This is a genomic window from Variovorax sp. GW821-FHT09B05 (genome assembly GCF_059418265.1).
On sequence record NZ_JBWKPN010000002.1, the window covers coordinates 450657 to 470691 of the forward strand.

Below are 20035 nucleotides of genomic sequence, written 5' to 3' on the forward strand. Positions count from 1 at the left end.
GCGGCCGCCGGAGGCGACATTGCCGCCGATTCCGGCGGCCGTCAATGCCGCGTCCGGTTCGGGCGTCCTTTTCTTACTTCTTCATCTCGTCCTTGCCCATGGCATCCTTCTTCATGCCATCCTTGGACATGGAGTCTTTGGCCATCGAGTCCTTCTTCATGCCGTCTTTCGACATGGAGTCCTTCGCCATCGAATCCTTCTTCATGGCGTCCTTGGACATCGAGTCCTTGGCCATGCCATCCTTGGCCATCTCGTCGGCGGCAAAGGCGGAGGCGCCGGCAAAGGCCAGGCAGGTGGCGAGCAGGGTTGCGCTGAGCTTGTTCATTGGGAAGTCTTTCGGGTTGAGGTTTCACTTTTTCAAGAGAGGCGCGGTTCATCGAGGAACACGGCCTCGCGCTTTCATCGGCAGTCGGGTCGTCGCGGGCGACGACTCAGCTCCCTCCGAACCAGTTGTAGCCCTGGTCTTCCCAGTAGCCACCTGAATAGGTATTGCTGACGAACATCGCCTGGATATGCTTGGGGTTCTTGTAGCCAAGCTTGGTCGGCATCCGCAGCTTCATCGGAAAGCCATACTTCGGCGGCAGCACCTCGCCGTCGTAGGTCAGCGCGAGCAGGGTCTGCGGATGCAGCGCGGTGGCCATGTCGATGCTGGTGTAGTAGTCGTCGGCGCACTTGAAGCCGACGTAGCGCGCGGTGGTGTCGGCGCCGACATGGCGCAGAAAATCGGCGAAGCGCACGCCGCCCCAGCGGCCGATGGCGCTCCAGCCTTCCACGCAGATATGGCGCGTGATCTGTTCGTGCTGCGGCATGGCGCGCAGCTCGGGCAGGCTCCAGCGGCGCTTGTCGGCGACCAGGCCGGTCACCTCGAGCCGGTAGCTCGCTTCGTCGACCTCGCGGACCTCGTCCTCGCCGTAGTAGGCATTGAACGGAAACGGCCGCGTGATCATCGAGGCGGGATAGGTCTCGGCGAGCTGCGTGGGGCTGAAGATCAGGCCCTGCACCTTGTCGTTGATGCGCGAGATCTTCGAGAGCGCGGCTTCGACGTGGCTGTCGTCGCTGATGCTGCAGCCTGTGAGCAGCGACAGGCCACCCAGGGTCAATGAGCGTTGCAGGAAGGCGCGGCGTGCAGGGTGCTCTACCTTCTTCGCGATCAATGCTCGGGCTTCCTGGACCACGGCCTCGCTGTCGACGGTGGTCATCTTTGGGGCTTTGAAGATTCTCATGTCTGGCTTGGGTTGTTTGAGGTCGGGGCGCGTGCACAGGACAGCGGGTACTTCCCTCCGCGAATGTCCCCCGCCTTCGGCTCCTCCTTTATTTCGCTGCGGGAAGCACCCACTGCCCTGTGCACGGGAGGCGCTGCGGTGGTGCCGGCGGCACGACGACCGTCGCGTCCAGGCGCGCGCCGATGGGGTACTCCCCGCAGCGAAATAAAGGAGGAGGCCGCAGGCCGGGGGACATTCGCGGAGGGGAGTACCCCGTCGGCGTGAGCCCACCCCGAACGCAGCACATCAAGAGCCAGGGCGTTCATTTCAGACCCCGAGAAGAACGGCCCCAAACCATGGCGAGCAAGGTCCGAGGAACCAGCGCCACCATCACCAGGTGAAGCACGACAAAGGCAACCAAAGAAGCCATGCCGAAGAAGTGAATGCGCCTTGCGAACTCGTAGCCACCCAGCAGATCACGCAACACAGCGAACTGCACCGACTTCCAGAGCACCAGCCCCGACAGCACGATCAGGACGATGTCGAGCATCACGAACAGGTAGGCCAGCCGCTGCACGTTGTTGTAGCGGCGCGGGTCGGCATGCGAGAGCCGCCCCTTGAGCGCCGACAGCGCGTCGTGCCACACACCGCCCGGCGTGACCGGAAAGAACTTGGTGGCAAGCCGTCCGCTCGCGATGTTGAGCGCCAGGTAGACGAAGCCGTTGAATACCAGCAGCCACATTGCCGCGAAGTGCCATTGCAGCGCGCCGCCGAGCCAGCCGCCGAGCGTGATCCCGGTCGGGATTCGAAACGGCAGGAAGGGCGCCGCGTCGTAGATGCGCCAGCCGCTCGTCACCAGCACCAGCACCGCCAGCGCGTTGAGCCAATGCGTGATGCGCATCCACAGCGGATGGATGGGACGGGTGTCCGGGACGGCGAGGGCGGTGCTGTTCATGGAGCGGATTCTTGAGCCCACCCCCTGGCCGATTCATCACGCAAAGTTCAAAGAATCGTGATAACTCGGGAATCCGTATCGCGGGACAATCGGCGCCATGGACACCCCCAAGCGCGTGCTGCTGGTCGAAGACGACGCCCATATCGCCGAATTGCTGCGCATGCACCTGCGCGACGAAGGCTATGCGGTGGTGCATGCGGCCGATGGGCACGCGGGCCTGCGCGAACTGGAGCGCGGCCAGTGGGACGCGCTGGTGCTCGACCTCATGCTGCCCGGCATCGACGGGCTCGAGATCTGCCGCCGCGCACGCGCCATGGCGCGCTACACCCCGATCATCATCATCAGCGCGCGCTCGAGCGAGGTGCACCGCATCCTCGGCCTCGAGCTCGGCGCCGACGACTACCTCGCCAAGCCCTTCTCGGTGCTCGAGCTGGTGGCGCGCGTGAAGGCGCTGATCCGCCGCACCGATGCGCTGGCGCGCAATGCGCGGCTGGAGTCGGGCAGCCTCGCGCTCGGCAACCTCGAGATCGAGCCGCTCGCACGCGAGGTGCGCGTGGACGGCAAGCCCATCGAGCTCACGCCGCGCGAGTTCGACCTGCTGTATTTCTTCGCGCGCCACCCGGGCAAGGTGTTCTCGCGGCTCGACCTGCTCAACCAGGTCTGGGGCTACCAGCATGATGGCTACGAGCACACCGTCAACACCCACATCAACCGGCTGCGCACCAAGGTCGAGGCCGACCCGGCCGCGCCGCGGCGCATCCTCACCGTGTGGGGCCGCGGCTACAAGCTCTCGGCCACGGCTGACGGCAAGGAAGAGGGCGCTTCATGATGGGCTGGGCCACGCTCTCGCGCCGGCTGTCGCTGGTGTTCGCGCTGCTGCTGCTGGTGTGCTGCGGCGCTTCGGCCTGGCTGCAGGTGCGCGCGAACGGGCGCCACGAGCAGGAGGTGATCCAGCGCCTGTCGGGCGGCCTGGCCGCGCACATCGCCGAGAACGCCGAGCTGATGCGCCCGGGCGGTCTCGACCCGGCTGCGGTCAAGCGGCTGTTCGACCAGCTGATGGCCGTCAACCCCAGCGTCGAGGTCTACCTGCTCGCGCTCGACGGCCGCATCGAGGCCCAGGCCGCGCCCGAGGGGCACCTCAAGCGCGACCGCGTCGACCTCGCGCCCGTGCGGCGCCTGCTGGCCGGCGCGCCGATGCCGATCCTTGGCGACGATCCGCGCAACCTGCAGACGGCCAAGGTCTTCAGCGCCGCGCCGCTGCGCATGGATGGCCGCGACGCGGGCTATGTCTATGTCGTGCTGCAGGGCGAGGACCACGATGCGCTCGCCGCGCACGTGGCGGCCGACAACGCGCTGCGCACCACGCTGTGGTCGATGGGGCTGGTGGCGCTGCTCGGGCTGGTCGCGGGCACGGCCGCGTTCTGGCTCATCACGCGGCCGCTGCGCGAGCTCACGGCCGCGGTGCGGCGCTTCGAGACCGAGGGCATCGATGCGATCGAGGGCCAGGCGCCGACGCTGGAGCGCATCGCGCGCGGCGGCGGCGAGATCGCCTTGCTGGCGCAGGCCTTCGCGCAGATGACGCGGCGCATCGCCGAGCAGTGGCGCGAGCTCACCTTGCAGGACCAGCAGCGGCGCGAGCTGTTCGCCAACGTCTCGCACGACCTGCGCACGCCGCTGACCTCGCTGCACGGCTACCTCGAGACCCTGCGCCTGAAGGCCGGCACGCTCGACGAGGAGGAGCGCCGCCGCTACCTCGACATCGCGCTCGACCAGAGCCGCAAGGTGGGACGGCTCGCGCAGGAGCTGTTCGAGCTGGCGCGGCTCGAGTACGGCGTGGTCAAGCCCGAGAAGGAGAGCTTCGCGCTGGCCGACCTGGTGCAGGACGTGTTCCAGAAGTTCGAGCTCGCGGCCGAGTCGCGGCAGCAGAAGCTGCGTCCCGACATCGCGCCGGGCCTGCCGGTGGTGTCGGCCGACCTCGGGATGATCGAGCGCGTGCTGACCAACCTGCTCGACAACGCGATCCGCCACACGCCGGCCGGCGGCGAGATCGTGGTGCAGCTGCGGGCGGCCACCGGCGACGAGGGCACGGGCGTGGCGGTGCAGGTCAGCGACACCGGGCCCGGCATTCCGCGCGAACTGCAGCCCGGCCTGTTCAAGCGCCCGGCCTTCACAGGCAGCGTGCGCAGCGACGGCTCGGGCGGCGGCGGGCTGGGGCTGGTGTTCGTGCAGCGCATCCTGCAACTGCATGGCAGCGATATCCGGCTGGTGCCGCAGGCGGGGCGCGGCGCGGTGTTCCGCTTCCGGCTCTCGGGCGGCTGAGCACCGGGCGCATCGGTGCAAGCGCCGGTTGCGCGCGCGGCGGCCGATGCTACAAGCGGATGCGGGATGCAGGCACGTCGACCTGCGACCGACGATCCACCCAGGAGACACCGCCCATGCCCGACTTCCGCACCGTCGTCATCGACCAGGACCCGCAGCATCCGCGCATCGCGCGCCTCGTGCTCAACCGCCCCGAGAAGCTCAACGCCATCGCCGAGACCACGCCGACCGACATCCGCCATGCGGTGGAGTGGGCGCAGGCCGAGGACGCGGTGCACGTGATCGTGGTCGAGGGCGCGGGCCGCGCCTTCTGCGCCGGCTACGACCTCGGCGACTATGCCGAGGGCCATGGGCGCGAGGGGCAGGGCGAGCATCCGTGCCGGCAGGAGAAGACGCCCTGGGACCCGATGCTCGACTACGCCGCGATGAAGCGCAACACCGACGACTTCATGGCGCTGTGGCGCTGCACCAAGCCGACCATCGCCAAGGTGCATGGCTACGCGGTGGCCGGCGGCAGCGACATCGCGCTGTGCTGTGACCTGCTGGCCATGGCCGACGATGCGCGCATCGGCTACATGCCGACGCGCGTGTGGGGCTGCCCGACCACGGCCATGTGGACCTACCGGCTCGGCGCGCTGCGCGCCAAGCAGCTGATGTTCACCGGCGACACCATCGACGGCGCGCAGGCGGCCGACTGGGGCCTCGCCAACTTCGCGGTGCCGGCCGATGAGCTCGACGCGGCTACGCTGAAGCTGGCGCTGCGCATCGCGGGCGTGCCGCGCTCGCACCTGATGATGCACAAGCTGGTGGTCAATCAGGTCTGGCACTCGATGGGCCTCGAGCAGAGCCAGATGTTCGCCACCGTGTTCGACGGCATCACGCGCCACAACCCCGAAGGCATGTGGTTCCGCCGCCAGGCCGAGGCCGAGGGCTTCAAGAGCGCGGTGCAGTGGCGCGACAGCGGGCGCGACATCCCCGAAGGCGACGAGGCGAGGGCGCTGATCGCCGCGCTCGAGGCGAAGCTGGCCGCGCGCTCCTGAGCGAGGCGCGGGGTCCGTGCATGTCACGGCGCAGACACATGGCCTCGCAATGATCCGACGCCCGCCAAGAACCCATAACAACGCGCGGCGGGTGGCGACGAATCCGTACCAGCCACACAGCGAGAGAGAGGGTCTCCCATGCAGTCATTTTCCCTGGCCAGGATCGCCCTGGCGGTCAGCGCCTGCGCGCTCATGAGCGCTTGCGGCGGAGGCGGCGGCAACGCCGTCTTTCCGATCCTGCCGCCCGCACCGGCCCCCGCGCCGCCGGCACCGCCGCCGCCCGCGCCGGCCCCCGTGCCCGCCGCGCTCGTGATCGGGCACCGCGGCGAACCGGCCAAGCGGCCCGAACACACGCTGGCCTCGTACCAGCAGGCCATCGACGACGGCGCCGACTTCATCGAACCCGACCTCGTGCCCACCAGGGACGGCGAGCTGGTGGCGCGCCACGAGAACGCGATCGCCATCGTCGACGCCAGCGGCAATGTGCTCGAAGCCACCACCAACGTGATGGACGTGCCGAAGTTCGCGAGCCGCAAGACCACCAAGACCATCGACGGCCGCCAGGTCATCGGCTGGTTCACCGAGGACTTCACGCTGGCCGAGCTCAAGGAGCTGCGCGCGCGCGAGCGCATTCCGGCGCAGCGCCCGGCCAACATCTCGTACAACGACCTGTTCCAGGTGCCCACGCTCGACGAGGTGATCGAACTCGCGAAGGCGCAGTCGCAGGCCAAGGGCCGCACCATCGGCATCTATCCCGAGACCAAGCACCCGACCTACTTCCGCTCGATCGGCCTGCCGCTCGAGAACAAGCTGCTCGACACGCTGCAGAAGCACGGCCTGAACAAGGCCGATGCGCCGGTGTTCGTGCAGTCCTTCGAAACCGGCAACCTCAAGGACGTGCGCCTGCGCAGCACGGTGAGGATCGTCCAGCTGATCGGCGGCTCGGGCGCGCCCTACGACCTGGTGGCGCTCGGCGACAAGCGCACCTATGCCGACCTCGTGAAGCCCGAGGGTCTGGCCGAGATCGCGACCTATGCGCAGGGCATCGGTCCCGACAAGTCGCGCGTGATCCCGGTGGTGGCCGGCAAGCTGGGCACGCCCACCACGCTGGTGAAGGATGCGCACGACAAAAAGCTGTTCGTCCACATCTACACGGTCCGGCCCGAGAACGCCTTCCTGCCCGACAGCCTCAAGAAGGAGCCGAAGACCGACGGCACCGTGCACGGCGACACGGCGGCGGAGATCACCGCTTTCCTCGATGCCGGGATCGATGGGCTGTTCGTCGACAGCGCCGCGACCGCGGTGCCGGTGGTGAAGGCCTACAGCGCGCAGAAGCGCTGAAGGCGGGCGGGAACCGCCGCGCGGGCGGTTCCCGTTCGATGCACGTCAGCAGGGACGCGCGGCGGCGGCGCCGGGCCGCGTCAGCTGGCTGGTGCCGCTTTCGTCGACCGTGCCCAGCGGCCGCGTGAAGGTGCAGCCGTACTTCGGATCGGCCACCGTCGCCGCGGTCACCACGTCATCGCCCGCGGGCTTCACGCCGTCGCGCTCCCACTTGATCATCGCGTCGAAGGCCTCGACCTGCTCGGCCAGCGTGAAGTCGCAGTGCGAGATGCCGCGCACCGCGCGCTGCACCAGCCAGCTGGCGTTGCCCTTGGCCGCGACGCGCTTGTTGTAGATCTGCTCCATGCTGAAGGGCACGTAGAGATCGCCGAGCGTGTGCAGGCTCACCACCGGGATCTTGAACTCGCCGTTGGCCTTGGGGATCCAGCGCAGGCCGTCGCGGCGCAGCCGGTTGGCATCGGCCACGGCGGTGAGCTTGATGACCGAGGCATTGAGCGCGGTCGAACCCGCGGTGTCGCCCTCGATGGTGTAGGTGAAGCGGTTGGTGTCGAGCGTGTTCTTGTTGAGGATGCCGTTGACCGTGCCGTCGCTGCCGAACACGCCCCACACCGCGGCGAAGGAGCCGCCGGCGGTGAAGCCGAGGTCGAACATCGGACGCTTGCCGCCCGTGAGGTTCTCGACCACCGAGGCGAACTTCAGGCCGGTGGCCGTGGGCGCGCCCGGGAAGCTGGTGTAGAGCGTGCCGGTCACCTGCGCGGAGATGTCCGACCAGTTCACCGTCGGGTACTTCGGCAGCCCCGCCAGCGCCTGCGCCGTGACCTGCGCGCCCGCGAAGTAGTCGAACAGCTCGGTGTCGCCGACCACGCCGCACATCGGCACCGCGCCGTTGTAGCGCACCTTGTGGTTGGCCGTGGCATAGGCCTCGTCCTCGATCGCCGCGGCCGTGATGTGGCCGCCCATCGAGTGGCCGGTGATGTAGATCTTCGACGGCGCGGCGAGCTCGCGGCCGTTGGCCTTGGCGATCTTGTTGAACTCCAGCGCCAGCGCGTTGGTGTCCTCCACGCCCACGCGCACGTCGTAGAAATTCTTGCTGTAGCTCGAAGCGGCCCAGGCATAGCCGTTCTGGATCAGGTAGCGGCGGATCGAGGGGTTGGTGACCGCGAGCACGTTGCCTTCGCCGGCATAGCCGTGCGCATACATCACGAGCTTGCCGTTCCAGTTGGACGGCACTTCCACGCGGTAGGCCGCGCCGCCGAGCACGCCGGCCCAGCGGCTGGTGGTGGCGTTGTCGACGGTGTCGCCGGCCGCGGCGACCAGGGCCGTGAAGGTGGTGGCCGCGGCATCGGCCGGCGCGAAGGAATTGCGGTCGTCCTGCGCGCGGCGCTCCTCGGGCGCGGGGGGCGGCGGGGGCGGTGCCGGCGGCGCGGGGGCGGGCGCGGGCGGCACGATCGGGAAGATGGCCCCACCGCCGCCTCCACCGCCGCAGGAAGCGGCGGCGATGCTGGCGGCGATGACGATGAGCTTGAGGCGCGCGGAATGCATGGTTCGTTGTCTCCGTTTTCTGGGGGCGAGGAATGCCGGCCGCCTTCGTCCGGAGGTGCCCATGAGGCTGGCACGACCGTGCTTTTCAGGTGGACCGGCGGCGCAGCGTAGAGGCGCCGCCCCTGCAAACGGTGGGGGCTTTCCCGTAGCCGCTATCGCCTGCGCGACAGCGGCGCCGCGCTCAGTTGCGCCGGCGCGTGACCGTCACCGTAGCCTCGAGGCCTTCATAGGCCTCGGCCGGGCCGTACCAGCTGCCCGAGATCGGCGCGCCCTGGGCCGGGTCGCGCGTCACGCCGACGCGGATCAACTGGCCGCTGCCCATGAGGTTGTTGGTCGGGTCGAACGCGACCCAGCCCGCGCCCGGCAGGTAGGCCTGCAGCCAGGCGTGGGTGGTGCCGGCGCCGGTCATGGCCTCGCCCTTGGCCTGCACCGTGCTGTCGAGCGCGGCGTCGTAGATGTAGCCCGAGACGAAGCGCGTGGCGATGCCCAGGCGGCGCACCGCCTCCATCATCAGCAGCGCGTAGTCGCGGCAGCTGCCGCTGCCCAGCGCCAGCGTCTCGAGCGGCGTCTGCGTGCCTTCCTCGTCGCGCGCCAGGTACTCGAGGCTCTGGCCGATGTGGGCGTTCATGCGCGTGAGCACCTCGCGCGTGCTGTTGGGCTTGTCGGTGTGCAGGAACTGGTGGGCCCAGCGGATCAGCGTGCCGTCGGGATCGTCGTGGTGCGGGCGCAGGTAGTGCTCGAGGTCGAGCCGGTCCTGCACCGAATAGGCGAAGGGCAGGAACTCCGCGGCCGGGTCGATCGCGAGCTGGTCCTGCGTGGCCGCGGGCACGGTCTCGATGGTGAAGGCGCAGACGATGCGCAGCTCGGTCGCTTCGCCCATCGGCTGCACCAGCGCCACCGAGTTGGAGTGCGGATCCTGGATCAGCCGCGTGTGGGCCGACGGGCTCACCTGCAGGTCGGTGGCCAGCACGCGCAGGTCGTGGCTGTCGCGTGGCCGGAACATCACGCGGTGCAGCCCGAAGCTGACCGGCTCGTTGTAGCGGTAGATCGTGGTGTGGCGGATGTCGTACTGGGTGCTGGGCATGGGGCATTCTCCTGCGTTCGTGTGTCGCCGGACATGTCCGCGGTGATGGGCGCAGGCAGGACTGCCGCATAATCCGCGCCCCTTCGGCCCGCGTGGCCGCACCGTTCGCCCATGGAGGACCATGTACGCATCGACTTTCATCTTCGCCACCCGCCAGTTCGACGACGCCTTCCACCGGCTCGACCAGGCGATCGCCGAAGCCGCCCGCGCGCTGCCCGGCTACCTGGGCGAGGAGAGCTGGGAGAACAGCGCCAACGGGCTGGTGTCGAACGTCTACTACTGGCGTTCGCTCGAGGCGCTGCAGGCGCTGATGACGCATCCCTCGCATCTGCAGGCCAAGGCGGCGCAGGCGAACTGGCTCGATGGCTACCGGGTGGTGATCTCGGAGGTGGTGCGCAGCTACGGCGATGGGCGCATCGACCACCTGCTGCCCGCGCTCGACGCCGCGTAGCGGCCCTCAAGCCCGCGCGGTGCGCCGCGTATCGAGGGCCTTGGCCAGCGCCACCGGCAGCGGCAAGGGCTCGCCATGCCACTGCGCGGCCAGCAGTTCGGCGCACAGCGCGGCAAAGCTGAGCCCGCGCGAGCCGAGCGCCGTGCAGGTCCACAGGCCCTTGTCTTCCGGCGCATCGCCGAGCGGCCCGACCAGCGGTCGGCGGTCGCCCGAGGCGCAGCGCACGCCGACCCAGGCGTGGGCCTCGCCGCGTGCGAAGGCCTGGTCGATCGACTCGGCGCTGGCCGGATGCAGCCGGGTGGCCCGTCCGCGCACGGCCTCGGCGTCGCTGTCGCGCGGCGCGAGGTCATGGCTGTCGCGGTCGAAGGTGGCGCCGGCCAGCCACAGCGGCGCGCCGCCATCGGCCTCGGGCACGCCGGCGATCAGGTGGCCGTCGCCGTTCACCGGCGCGACGGGCAACGCGGCCGCGTCGCTGTGGCCCCAAGCCACCTGGCCGCGCACCGGCTGCAGCGGCAGGCGCGGCGCCAGCAGGCCCGAGCCATGGCCCATCGCGACCACCACGCGGTCGGCCTCGGCCAGCACGCGGCCGTCCTCGGCCAGCAGGCGCCAACCGCCGGTGGCCGCATCGCGCTCCAGCCGCTCGACGAGGCAGCCGCCGCGGAACGCGATGCCGGGCTCGCGCAGCCAGGCCTCGACCAGCGCACGCGGCCGCACCCAGGCGGCGCGCGCATGCCACAGCGCGGGCGCGTCGGGCGGCAGGCCCGCGGCCGCGAGCTGCGCGGCGCTCGCGGGCCAGGATTCGTTGGGCCCGTCGGCCTGCCAGCCCGCGGGCACGCGCACATCGCCATCGGGCCGGCGCTCCAGCGTGCCGGTGCCGTGCCAGTCGCGGCCTTCTTCCAGGCGCTGCGCCAGTTCGTTCCAGGTCGCGCGGATGCCGGCGCGCGTGAGGCGCGAGAGCAGGGCGTCGTCGGGCGACACATGCGGCGCGAGCAGGCCCACGGGCAGGCCCGAGGCGCCTTCGGCCGGCCGCGCCGCGGCGTCGAGCACCTCGACCTGCCAGCCGCGCCGCGCGAGGCTGGCCGCCACGGCCGCGCCCGCGAGGCCGGCGCCGATCACGGCGCAGCGGCCGGGCGTGGCGACGGTATCGGGCAGCGGCTCGCGCCGGCGCACGGTCCAGGCCGGTGCGAAGCGCGCGCCCAGGCAATCGCGCTTGGGCGGCAGGCCGGGGCGGCGTTCGAGCTGGAAGCCGTTCTGCGCCAGCGCGTCGCGCACGGCGCGCGCATAGGTCCAGGTGCCGAGCAGGGTGCCCTGGCGCGCGAAGCGCGAGAGCGCCTTCAGCGTCTCGGGCGACCACATCTCGGGATTGCGCTGCGGGCTGAAGCCGTCGAGGTACAGGCTGTCGGCCTCGAAGCGCTGGGCGCGCAGCATAGTCTGCACTGCGCCCACGCAGAGCGTGAGCAGCACCCGGCCGTCGTCGAAGGCCAGCCGATGGAAGCCCGGCAGCAGGCCGTGCCAGCGCGCGGCCAGCTCGCGTGCGAGCGGCGCGAGTTCCTCATAGGCACCGGCGGCGCGCAGCAGGCTCTCCGCCGCCACCGGCCAAGCCTCGATCGAGACGAAGTGAAGCAGCCGCGGGCGTGCCGGATCTGCGCGCCACGCGGCCCAGGTCGCGAGGAAGTTGAGGCCCAGCCCGAAGCCGGTTTCGAGAATGCGCCACTGCGGCTGGCCGGCCCAGGCGGCCGGCAGGCCGCAGCCGCCGAGGAAGACGTGGCGCGACTGCGCGAGCGCACCGGCCTCCGTGTGATAGATGTCGCCGAAGCGCTCGCTGTGCGGTGTGCCGTCCGTGCGCCAGGCGACCGGTTCGGCCGTCACTGCGGGTCGTTGCGCGGCCTCAGGCCGACGGCGGGACGTAGCCCTGGGCGACGTCGGCGCCCTCGCCGAAGAAGTGCTTCTCCATCTGGCGTGCCAGGTACTGGCGGGCGCGCTGGTCGGCGAGGTTCAGGCGGTTCTCGTTCACCAGCATGGTCTGCTGCTTGAGCCAGGCGGCCCAGGCTTCCTTGCTGACGCTCTCCCAGATGCGCTTGCCGAGTTCGCCGGGATAGGGCGGGAAGTCGAGGCCTTCGGCTTCCTTGCCGAGCTTGATGCACTGAATCATGCGTGCCATGTCGATTGCCTTTGGGTGGGGGAGCGCGAAAAAGCTGCTCTTAGTTGATTTAGCTATTTAGAACTGAAAACTTGGTCGTTCCAGTTCCTATATGTCGTATTGAGAATACGCAGCTTCATTGATATGCCATTCGAGAACGACACCATGAGCCTCCGCCGCGACTTTATCAAGCTTTCCCTCGGTGCCGGCGTGGCCGGCGCCATGGCCCTGTCGGCGCTGCCGGCGTTTGCCCAGGGCAACGCCGCCGGCCCGGTGACGCTGCTGAACGTCTCCTATGACCCCACGCGCGAGCTGTACGTGGACTACAACCAGGCCTTCGCCAAGTACTGGAAGGGCAAGACCGGCCAGGACGTGACGATCAAGCAGTCGCACGGCGGCTCGGGCAAGCAGGCCCGCTCGATCATCGACGGCATCGACGCCGACGTGGCCACGCTGGCGCTCGGCGGCGACGTCGACGCGCTGGTCACCCATGGCGGCCTGCTCAAGGCCGACTGGCAGAAGCGCCTGCCGCACAACTCGGCGCCCTACACCTCGACCATCGTGTTCCTGGTGAAGAAGGGCAACCCCAAGGGCCTGAAGGACTGGGACGACCTGGTCAAGCCCGGCGTGCAGGTGATCACCCCCAATCCCAAGACCTCGGGCGGCGCCCGCTGGAACTACCTCGCGGCCTGGGAATTCGCCAAGCGCAAGTACGGCGGCGATGCCAAGGCCAAGGAATACGTGGGCAACCTGTTCAAGAACGTGCCCGTGCTCGACACCGGCGCGCGCGGCTCGACCATCACCTTCGTCCAGCGCGGCGTGGGCGACGTGCTGCTGGCTTGGGAGAACGAAGCCTTCCTGGCGCTGAAGGAATTCGGCCCCGAGAAGTTCGAGATCGTGGTGCCGTCGATCTCCATCCTGGCCGAGCCCACCGTGGCGGTGGTCGACAAGGTGGTCGACAAGAAGGGCACGCGCGCCGTGGCCGAGGAATACCTGAAGTACCTGTATTCCGACGAAGGCCAGGACATCGCGGGCCGCAACTTCTACCGCCCGACCTCGGACAAGGCGAAGGCCAAGTACGAGAAGCAGTTCCCCAAGCTGACGCTGGTGACCATCGACCAGGCCTTCGGCGGCTGGGGCAAGGCCGACAAGGACCACTTCGCCGACGGCGCCTCGTTCGACCAGATCTACACCGCCAAGCAGAAGTAAGCGCGGCATTCGCCCCGCGGCGACCGACCCCGATGGCGCCCGCTGCGGCGGATGCCAGGGACCGGTTCGCTTCGACCCTTCCGATACCGCCACCCGAAAGCCTTCCGTGTCCGTTCTCCTGATTGCCGGCAGCCCCTCGGCGCCCTCGCGCTCCACCGCCTTGCTCGACGCGGTGGCCGAGCGCCTGGCGCGGCGCCATGCGCAGATCGAACGGCTCGCGATCCGCGACCTGCCGGCGCAGGCGCTGCTGCTGGCGGACTGGAACCATCCGGCCATCGTGCAGGCCATCGCCCAGGTGACGCGGGCCCGCGCCATCGTGGTGGCCACGCCGGTCTACAAGGCCGCCTACAGCGGCGTGCTCAAGGTCTTCCTCGACCTGCTGGCGCAGAACGCGCTCAAGGGCAAGACGGTGCTGCCGCTGGCCACCGGCGGCAGCCCGCACCACATGCTCGCGCTCGACTACGCGCTGCGGCCCGTGCTGCAGTCGCTGTCGGCGCGCCACATCCTGCCGGGCGTCTACGCGAGCGATTCGCAGATCGCGCTGACGCCCGAGAACGCCTACCAGGTGCACAACGACCTGGCGGAGCGGCTCAACGAGGCCGTCGAGGTGCTGGCCACCGAGGGGCTGAAGCTGCCGGCGACACACGGCTTCGAGCCGGTGCCGTTCTCGCGCGTGCGATGTAGCGTCTGAAGCCGGCCGGCGCACGACCCGGCCGCCACCACCGCTTCATCCCATTCCCGACCATTCCGAACGCGGCGATTCACGCCGCGCGGGGATGGCTTCGCCTCCAGTTTCGATTCAGTCCAAGGACCACCCCGCATGAACCCCGTTGCCACCGAAGACTCCGTGCTCGACGTGCCGCCGCGCTCGCTCTGGCGCGCGCTGCGCGACCTCGCCGTCAGCATCGTCGTGGTCGCCGCGATCGCATTGATCGTGAGCTTCCTGTCCGCCACTTCCGCGCATGCGCAGGGCAAGGCCGGCGCCGCCAAGGAGCTGCGCATCGGCTACCAGAAGTCGGCCAGCCTGTTCGTGCTGCAGAAGGCGCAGGGCTCGCTCGAGAAGCGCCTCGCGCCGCTGGGCGTGGGCGTGAAATGGGTCGAGTTCCCGGCTGGCCCGCAACTGCTCGAGGGCCTGAACGTCGGCGCCGTCGATGTTGGCTACGTGGGCGAGGCGCCGCCGATCTTCGCGCAGGCCGCGGGCGCCAAGTTCGTCTACTTCGGCTACGACCCGGCCGCGCCGCGTGCCGAGGCGATCCTGGTCACCAGGGATTCGCCGATCCAGTCGGTGGCCGACCTCAAGGGCAGGAAGGTCGCGCTCAACAAGGGCAGCAACGTGCATTACCTGCTCGTGAAGCAGCTCGAGAAGAACGGCCTGAAGTTCAGCGACATCCAGCCGGTGTACCTGGCACCGGCCGATGGCCGCGCCGCCTTCGAGAGCAAGAACGTCGACGCCTGGGTGATCTGGGATCCGTTCCAGGCCGCGGCCGAGAAGGCCACCGGCGCGCGCGTGCTCGCCGACGGCACCCCGGGCGTGGTCAGCAACTACCAGTACTACCTGGGCGAGCGCGGCTTCGTGAAGAACAACCCGAAGGTGATCGAGGCCCTGTTCGAGGACTCGGTGGCCCAGGGCATCTGGCTCAAGAAGAACCTGCGCCAGGCGGCCGAGCTGATCGCGCCGCTGCAGGGCCTGCCGGTCGACGTGGTCGAGCTCGCGCTGCGCCGCTACGAGTTCAACGTGAAGCCGATCACGCCCGAGGTCGCCGCCGACCAGCAGCGCATCGCCGACACCTTCCACGCGCTCAAGCTGATTCCGAAGCCGATCAAGGTCAGCGACGCCGTCGTCGCGGCCCAGCCCTGAGCACCGGTCCCCTTCATCTTTCGCAAGCCACACCAGCCATGACCACCATCTCCCTCCCGCGCCGCCGCCTGCTGCAGGGCGCCGCCGCCGCCATCGCGCTGCCTTCCTCCCTCGGTGCGCTGGCGCAGGCGCCCGCGCGCCAGTTCCGCATCGGCAACCAGAAGGGCCTGCTCAACATCCTCAAGGGCCGCGGCACGCTCGAGAAGCGCCTCGCGCCGCTGGGCGTAAGCCTCAAGTGGACCGAGTTCACGGCCGGCCCGGTGCAGCTCGAGGCGCTGAACGTCGGCTCGATCGACTTCGGCGACGTGGGCGAGGCGCCGCCGATCTTCGCGCAGGCCGCCGGCGCGCCGCTGGCCTACGTGGGCGCCACGGTGCCGCGTCCGCAGTCGGAAGCGGTGCTGGTGCCCAAGGGCTCGGCCATCAAGAGCGTGGCCGAACTCAAGGGCAGGAAGATCGCGCTCAACAAGGGCTCGAACGTCCACTACTTCATCGTCAAGCTGTTCGAGAAGCACGGCCTCTCGTATGCCGACCTGAACCTGGTCTACCTGCCACCGGCCGATGCGCGCGCGGCCTTCGAGAAGGGCTCGATCGACGCCTGGGTGATCTGGGACCCGTTCCTGGCCGCCGCCGAGAAGACGCTCGAGGCGCGCGTGCTGGCCGACGCCACCGGCGTGGTGGGCAACCGCGCCTACTACTTCTCCTCGCTCGACTACGCGGCGAAGAACGCCGACGTGGTGGCGATCGCGATCGAGGAACTCAACAAGGTCGACGCCTGGGGCTCGGCCAACCGTGGCGAGCTCGCGACCGAACTGGCCGCGCTGTGGGGCCTTCCCAAGCCGGTGGCCGACCTCACGGTGGCGCGCACCGCCTACGGCACCACGCCGATCACCAAGGCCATCCTCGGCGAGCAGCAGAAGATCGCCGACACCTTCTTCGAGCTCAAGCTGATCCCGAAGAAGATCAACGTGCTCGAAGCCGCCACGGGGATCGCGTGATGCAGATCTTCTGGTTCCTGCCCACGCACGGCGACAGCCGCTACCTCGGCACCAGTGAAGGCGCGCGCCCGGTCGACCTCGACTACCTGCAGCAGATCGCGGGCGCGGCCGACCATCTCGGCTACGAGGGCGTGCTGATCCCGACCGGTCGCTCATGCGAGGACCCGTGGGTGATCGCCTCGAGCCTGATCGGTGCGACGAAGAAGCTCAAGTTCCTGGTCGCGGTGCGACCCGGCCTGCACCAGCCCAGCCTGGCCGCGCGCATGGCCGCGACCTTCGACCGGCTCTCGAACGGACGCCTGCTGGTGAACCTCGTGACCGGCGGCGACCAGGCCGAGCTCGAGGGCGACGGCGTCTACCTCGACCATGCCGCGCGCTACGAACAGTCGGCCGAGTTCATCCGCATCTGGCGCGAGATCCTCGCGCGCAGCCACGACGGCCAGGCCTTCGACTACGAAGGCAAGCACCTGAGCGTGAAGGGCGCCAAGCTGCTCTATCCGCCGGTGCAGAAACCGCATCCGCCGGTGTGGTTCGGCGGCTCGTCGGCCGCGGCCCACGAGCTCGCGGCCGAGCAGGTCGATGCCTATCTCACGTGGGGCGAACCGCCGGCCGAGGTGGCGAAGAAGCTCGCCGACGTGCGCGCGCGCGCCGAGCGCCAGGGCCGCCAGGTGCAGTTCGGCATCCGGCTGCACGTGATCGTGCGCGAGACCGAAGAGGCCGCCTGGAAGGCCGCCGAGGACCTGATCAGCCGCGTCGACGACGAGACCGTGATCCGTGCCCAGGCCGCCTTCGCGCGCATGGACTCCGAAGGCCAGCGCCGCATGGCCGCGCTGCATGCGGGCGGCGCCAAGCGCACGCGCGCCGAACTCGAGATCGCGCCCAACCTCTGGGCCGGCGTGGGGCTGGTGCGTGGCGGTGCCGGCACGGCGCTGGTCGGCGACGCCAGGACCGTGGCCGCGCGCATCGAGGAATACGCCGCGCTCGGGCTCGATCGCTTCATTCTCTCGGGCTACCCGCACCTCGAGGAGGCCTACCGCTTCGCCGAGCTGGTGTTCCCGCTGCTCTCGCGCAAGGCCAAGGCCCGGCTGGCCGGCGGCTCGCTGAGCGGGCCCTTCGGCGAAGTCGTCGCCAACCTCGACGCGCCTTCGCGCCTCGTCTCGCAAAGCTGAAGGACACGTCATGACGGAACAGGTTCAGGAACTGCCGGCGGTCGCGCCGGCCGAAGGCGCGGGCTCCGCGCTGCGCAGCTTCGGCCTCAATGTGGCCAGGCGGCTGGTGCCGTGGCTGGTGCCCGTGGGGCTGATCGTGGTGTGGCAGATCGCGTCGTCGCTGGGCTGGCTCAGCACGCGCGTGCTGCCGGCGCCGGTCGACGTGGTGAAGGCCGGGTGGAACCTCACGGTGTCGGGCGAGCTGTGGACGCACGTGAAGGTCAGCGCGGGCCGCGCGCTCGCGGGGTTGGCCATCGGCGGCGGCGCCGGGCTGGCGCTGGGCCTGCTCACGGGCTCGGTGAAGTTCTTCGAGACGCTGCTCGACTCCACCATCCAGATGGTGCGCAACATCCCGGCGCTCGCGCTGATCCCGCTGGTGATCCTGTGGTTCGGCATCGACGAGTCGGCCAAGCTGTTCCTGATCTCGGTGTCGGTGTTCTTCCCGATCTACCTCAACACCTTCCACGGCATCCGCAACGTCGATCCGCAGCTGATCGAGATGGGCCGCACCTACGGTCTCACGCGCTGGCAGCTCTACCGCGAGGTGATCCTGCCTGGCGCGCTGTCCTCGATCCTGGTCGGCCTGCGTTTCTCGCTGGGCCTGATGTGGGTGATCCTGATCGTGGCCGAGACCATCTCGGCGCAGGCCGGCATCGGCTACCTGACGATGAACGCGCGCGAGTTCCTGCAGACCGACATCGTGCTGGTGGGCATCCTGCTGTACGCGCTGCTCGGCAAGCTGGCCGACCTGTTCGCGCGCGGCCTCGAGCAGTGGTGGTTGCGCTGGCATCCGGGCTACCAGAAGAAGACGACGAAGTGAGGGCAGGGCAATGACGCACACGACCATCTCCCGCCGCCAGGCGATCGCGACGCTCGGCGCTGCCGGCGTGCTCGGCCTGACGGGCACGCCCGGCGCCTTCGCGCAGGGCACGGCCGCGCGGCCCGCCACCGTGCGCCTGGGCTACCAGAAGTCCTCGACGCTGATCGCGGTGCTCAAGGCGCAGGGCGTGCTCGAGAAGCAGCTCGCGCCGCTCAACGCCACCCTGAGCTGGCACGAGTTCACCAGCGGCCTGCCGCTGCTCGAGGCGCTGAACCTCGACAACCTCGACATCAGCGCCGACGTGGCCGACACCGTGCCGGTGTTCGCGCAGGCGGCCGGTGCCGAGCTGACCTTCATCGCGCAGGAAGCGCCGTCGCCCGCGGCGCAGGCGATCCTGGTGCGCGAGGACTCGCCGCTCAGGACCGTGGCCGACCTCAAGGGCAAGAAGATCGGCTTCGCCAAGGCGGCCGGCGCGCACTACCTGCTGATCGCCGCGCTCGACAAGGCCGGCCTCTCGTTCAAGGACATCGATCCTGCCTACCTGACGCCGGCCGACGGCCGCGCCGCGTTCGAGAAGGGCGCGATCGACGCCTGGGTGGTGTGGGACCCGTTCCTCGCCGCCGCGCAGCGCCAGTCGAAGGTGCGCGTGCTGGCCGACGGCGCGGGCATCGCGTCCTACCAGCGCTACTACCTCGCGAGCACCAAGTTCGCGAAGGCGCGGCCCGACGTGCTGCGCGTGGTCTATGCCGAGCTCGAGAAGACCGGCAGGTGGGTCAAGCAGAACCCCAGGGAGGCGGCCGCGCTGCTGTCGCCCGTGTGGGGCCTCGACGCCGCCACCATCGAGCAGGCCAACGGCCGCCGCAGCTACGCGGTGCGGCCGGTGGTGCCCGAGGTGCTCGGCGAGCAGCAGCGCATCGCCGACGCCTTCCTGGCCGAGAAGCTGCTGCCCAAGAAAATCAATGCGCTCGACGTGGCGCTGTTCAAGCCTGGAGCCTGAGATGAGTGCCGTCCTCGACCGACCGCAGAACGACGCGCCGCTGGCGATTCCCGGCGGCGTGCGCCTGGAAGTGCGCGGCCTGCACAAGCGCTACGGCGAACGCGAGGTGCTGCGCAATACGCAGCTCGCGATCGAGCCGGGCCAGTTCATCGCCATCGTGGGCCGCAGCGGCTGCGGCAAGAGCACGCTGCTGCGCCTGATCGCCGGCCTCGAGGAGGCCTCGTCCGGCGCGCTCTACACCGACGGCAAGCCGGTCAGCGGCCTGCACGACGACACCCGGATCATGTTCCAGGAGGCGCGCCTGCTGCCCTGGCGCCGCGTGCTCGACAACGTGACGCTGGGCCTGTCGAAGGACGCCAGGGCGCGCGGCAAGGAGGTGCTGGCGCACGTCGGCCTGGCCGACCGCGAGAACGAATGGCCGGCGCGCCTGTCGGGCGGCCAGCGCCAGCGCGTGGCCCTGGCGCGCGCGCTGGTGCACCACCCGCGGCTCTTGCTGCTCGACGAGCCGCTGGGCGCGCTCGACGCGCTCACGCGCATCGAGATGCACCGGCTGATCGAGAACCTGTGGCAGCGCCACCGCTTCACCGCGCTGCTGGTCACGCACGACGTGCAGGAAGCCGTGGCGCTGGCCGACCGCGTGATCCTGATCGAAGACGGGCGCATCGCGCTCGACGAGAACATCGCCCTGGCGCGTCCGCGCTCGCAGGGCGACCCGGCCTTCGCGGCCATCGAAAAACGCATCCTCGACAGGGTGCTGCAAAAGCCCGGGGCAACCGAAGAGGCTGAAGGCGGCACCGAAGCAAGCTGGCTCGGCAAGCCCGCGCATGAACTGCGCTGGGCGATCTGAGCGTTCCTTCCTCCCATCTGAAAGGCT

At 69.6% G+C, this 20035-nt stretch carries 20 protein-coding genes; 13 read left to right on the forward strand and 7 right to left on the reverse strand.

The window, feature by feature from the left end:
* Window positions 1-73 precede the first annotated feature (73 nt).
* From AC07RM_RS06970 to AC07RM_RS06980, 3 genes are all read right to left on the reverse strand, one after another.
* The gene (locus tag AC07RM_RS06970; RefSeq protein ID WP_093341501.1) at window positions 74-325 is read right to left on the reverse strand and encodes a pentapeptide MXKDX repeat protein; all 252 of its coding nucleotides are present in this window, start codon (window positions 323-325) and stop codon (window positions 74-76) included.
* Between the two features lie 106 nt (window positions 326-431).
* Window positions 432-1223 (reverse strand): molybdopterin-binding protein, encoded by a 792-nt coding sequence (locus AC07RM_RS06975; protein ID WP_495333968.1) that lies wholly within the window; start codon window positions 1221-1223, stop codon window positions 432-434.
* 301 nt (window positions 1224-1524) lie between these two features.
* A complete protein-coding gene (locus tag AC07RM_RS06980; protein WP_495333970.1) occupies window positions 1525-2157 on the reverse strand; it encodes a cytochrome b/b6 domain-containing protein in 633 nt (210 codons plus the stop codon).
* A 97-nt stretch (window positions 2158-2254) separates the two neighbouring features.
* Here AC07RM_RS06980 and AC07RM_RS06985 point away from each other — a divergent pair, with 97 nt between their 5' ends.
* The 4 genes from AC07RM_RS06985 (at window position 2255) to AC07RM_RS07000 (ending at window position 6857) form a co-directional block, all read left to right on the forward strand.
* Window positions 2255-2986: a response regulator transcription factor gene (locus tag AC07RM_RS06985; protein ID WP_495333972.1), complete on the forward strand. Its 732-nt coding sequence runs from the start codon at window positions 2255-2257 to the stop codon at window positions 2984-2986.
* Window positions 2983-4476: a sensor histidine kinase gene (locus AC07RM_RS06990; protein ID WP_495333974.1), complete on the forward strand. Its 1494-nt coding sequence runs from the start codon at window positions 2983-2985 to the stop codon at window positions 4474-4476. The genes AC07RM_RS06985 and AC07RM_RS06990 overlap by 4 nt, the downstream gene beginning before the upstream one ends.
* Before the next feature lie 116 nt (window positions 4477-4592).
* Window positions 4593-5516 (forward strand): crotonase/enoyl-CoA hydratase family protein, encoded by a 924-nt coding sequence (locus AC07RM_RS06995; protein ID WP_490877716.1) that lies wholly within the window; start codon window positions 4593-4595, stop codon window positions 5514-5516.
* Between the two features lie 138 nt (window positions 5517-5654).
* Entirely contained in the window at window positions 5655-6857 is a 1203-nt protein-coding gene (locus AC07RM_RS07000; RefSeq protein ID WP_495333976.1) for a glycerophosphodiester phosphodiesterase, read from the forward strand.
* 45 nt (window positions 6858-6902) lie between these two features.
* On the opposite strand, the gene AC07RM_RS07005 is transcribed toward AC07RM_RS07000, so the two are convergent.
* On the reverse strand, window positions 6903-8399 hold the full coding sequence (locus AC07RM_RS07005; protein ID WP_495333978.1) for an alpha/beta hydrolase family protein: 1497 nt from the start codon (window positions 8397-8399) through the stop codon (window positions 6903-6905).
* 181 nt (window positions 8400-8580) lie between these two features.
* Complete coding sequence (locus AC07RM_RS07010; protein WP_093341516.1) at window positions 8581-9483, reverse strand: transglutaminase family protein; 903 nt, start codon at window positions 9481-9483, stop codon at window positions 8581-8583.
* 121 nt (window positions 9484-9604) lie between these two features.
* On the opposite strand from AC07RM_RS07010, the gene AC07RM_RS07015 reads away from it, so the two are divergent.
* Window positions 9605-9934, forward strand: a complete 330-nt coding sequence (locus tag AC07RM_RS07015; RefSeq protein WP_093341517.1) for an antibiotic biosynthesis monooxygenase family protein — start codon at window positions 9605-9607, stop codon at window positions 9932-9934.
* Between the two features lie 6 nt (window positions 9935-9940).
* Here AC07RM_RS07015 and mnmC read toward each other — a convergent pair whose 3' ends face one another.
* Window positions 9941-11803, reverse strand: a complete 1863-nt coding sequence (gene mnmC, locus AC07RM_RS07020; RefSeq protein WP_495333980.1) for a bifunctional tRNA (5-methylaminomethyl-2-thiouridine)(34)-methyltransferase MnmC2/FAD-dependent 5-carboxymethylaminomethyl-2-thiouridine(34) oxidoreductase MnmC1 — start codon at window positions 11801-11803, stop codon at window positions 9941-9943.
* A 19-nt stretch (window positions 11804-11822) separates the two neighbouring features.
* Window positions 11823-12095, reverse strand: a complete 273-nt coding sequence (locus AC07RM_RS07025) for an oxidative damage protection protein (protein WP_093341520.1) — start codon at window positions 12093-12095, stop codon at window positions 11823-11825.
* Window positions 12096-12239: 144 nt separating this feature from the next.
* On the opposite strand from AC07RM_RS07025, the gene AC07RM_RS07030 reads away from it, so the two are divergent.
* From AC07RM_RS07030 to AC07RM_RS07065, 8 genes are all read left to right on the forward strand, one after another.
* Window positions 12240-13283, forward strand: coding sequence for a sulfate ABC transporter substrate-binding protein (locus AC07RM_RS07030; protein WP_495333982.1), 1044 nt, complete (start codon window positions 12240-12242; stop codon window positions 13281-13283).
* A 106-nt stretch (window positions 13284-13389) separates the two neighbouring features.
* Window positions 13390-13974: an NADPH-dependent FMN reductase gene (gene ssuE / locus AC07RM_RS07035; protein ID WP_208513968.1), complete on the forward strand. Its 585-nt coding sequence runs from the start codon at window positions 13390-13392 to the stop codon at window positions 13972-13974.
* Between the two features lie 129 nt (window positions 13975-14103).
* Window positions 14104-15141: a sulfonate ABC transporter substrate-binding protein gene (locus AC07RM_RS07040; protein ID WP_495333984.1), complete on the forward strand. Its 1038-nt coding sequence runs from the start codon at window positions 14104-14106 to the stop codon at window positions 15139-15141.
* 38 nt (window positions 15142-15179) lie between these two features.
* Window positions 15180-16136, forward strand: coding sequence for a sulfonate ABC transporter substrate-binding protein (locus AC07RM_RS07045; RefSeq protein WP_495333986.1), 957 nt, complete (start codon window positions 15180-15182; stop codon window positions 16134-16136).
* Complete coding sequence (gene ssuD, locus AC07RM_RS07050) at window positions 16136-17305, forward strand: FMNH2-dependent alkanesulfonate monooxygenase (RefSeq protein ID WP_495333988.1); 1170 nt, start codon at window positions 16136-16138, stop codon at window positions 17303-17305. Before AC07RM_RS07045 ends, ssuD begins: the two co-directional genes overlap by 1 nt.
* 10 nt (window positions 17306-17315) lie before the next feature.
* Window positions 17316-18164, forward strand: a complete 849-nt coding sequence (gene ssuC, locus AC07RM_RS07055) for an aliphatic sulfonate ABC transporter permease SsuC (RefSeq protein WP_495333990.1) — start codon at window positions 17316-17318, stop codon at window positions 18162-18164.
* 10 nt (window positions 18165-18174) lie between these two features.
* Window positions 18175-19161 (forward strand): aliphatic sulfonate ABC transporter substrate-binding protein, encoded by a 987-nt coding sequence (locus tag AC07RM_RS07060; protein ID WP_495333992.1) that lies wholly within the window; start codon window positions 18175-18177, stop codon window positions 19159-19161.
* Window position 19162: 1 nt separating this feature from the next.
* Window positions 19163-20008 carry an ATP-binding cassette domain-containing protein gene (locus tag AC07RM_RS07065; protein WP_296787648.1) on the forward strand — a complete coding sequence of 282 codons (846 nt, stop codon included), beginning with the start codon at window positions 19163-19165 and terminating at the stop codon, window positions 20006-20008.
* The last annotated feature ends 27 nt before the right edge of the window (window positions 20009-20035 follow it).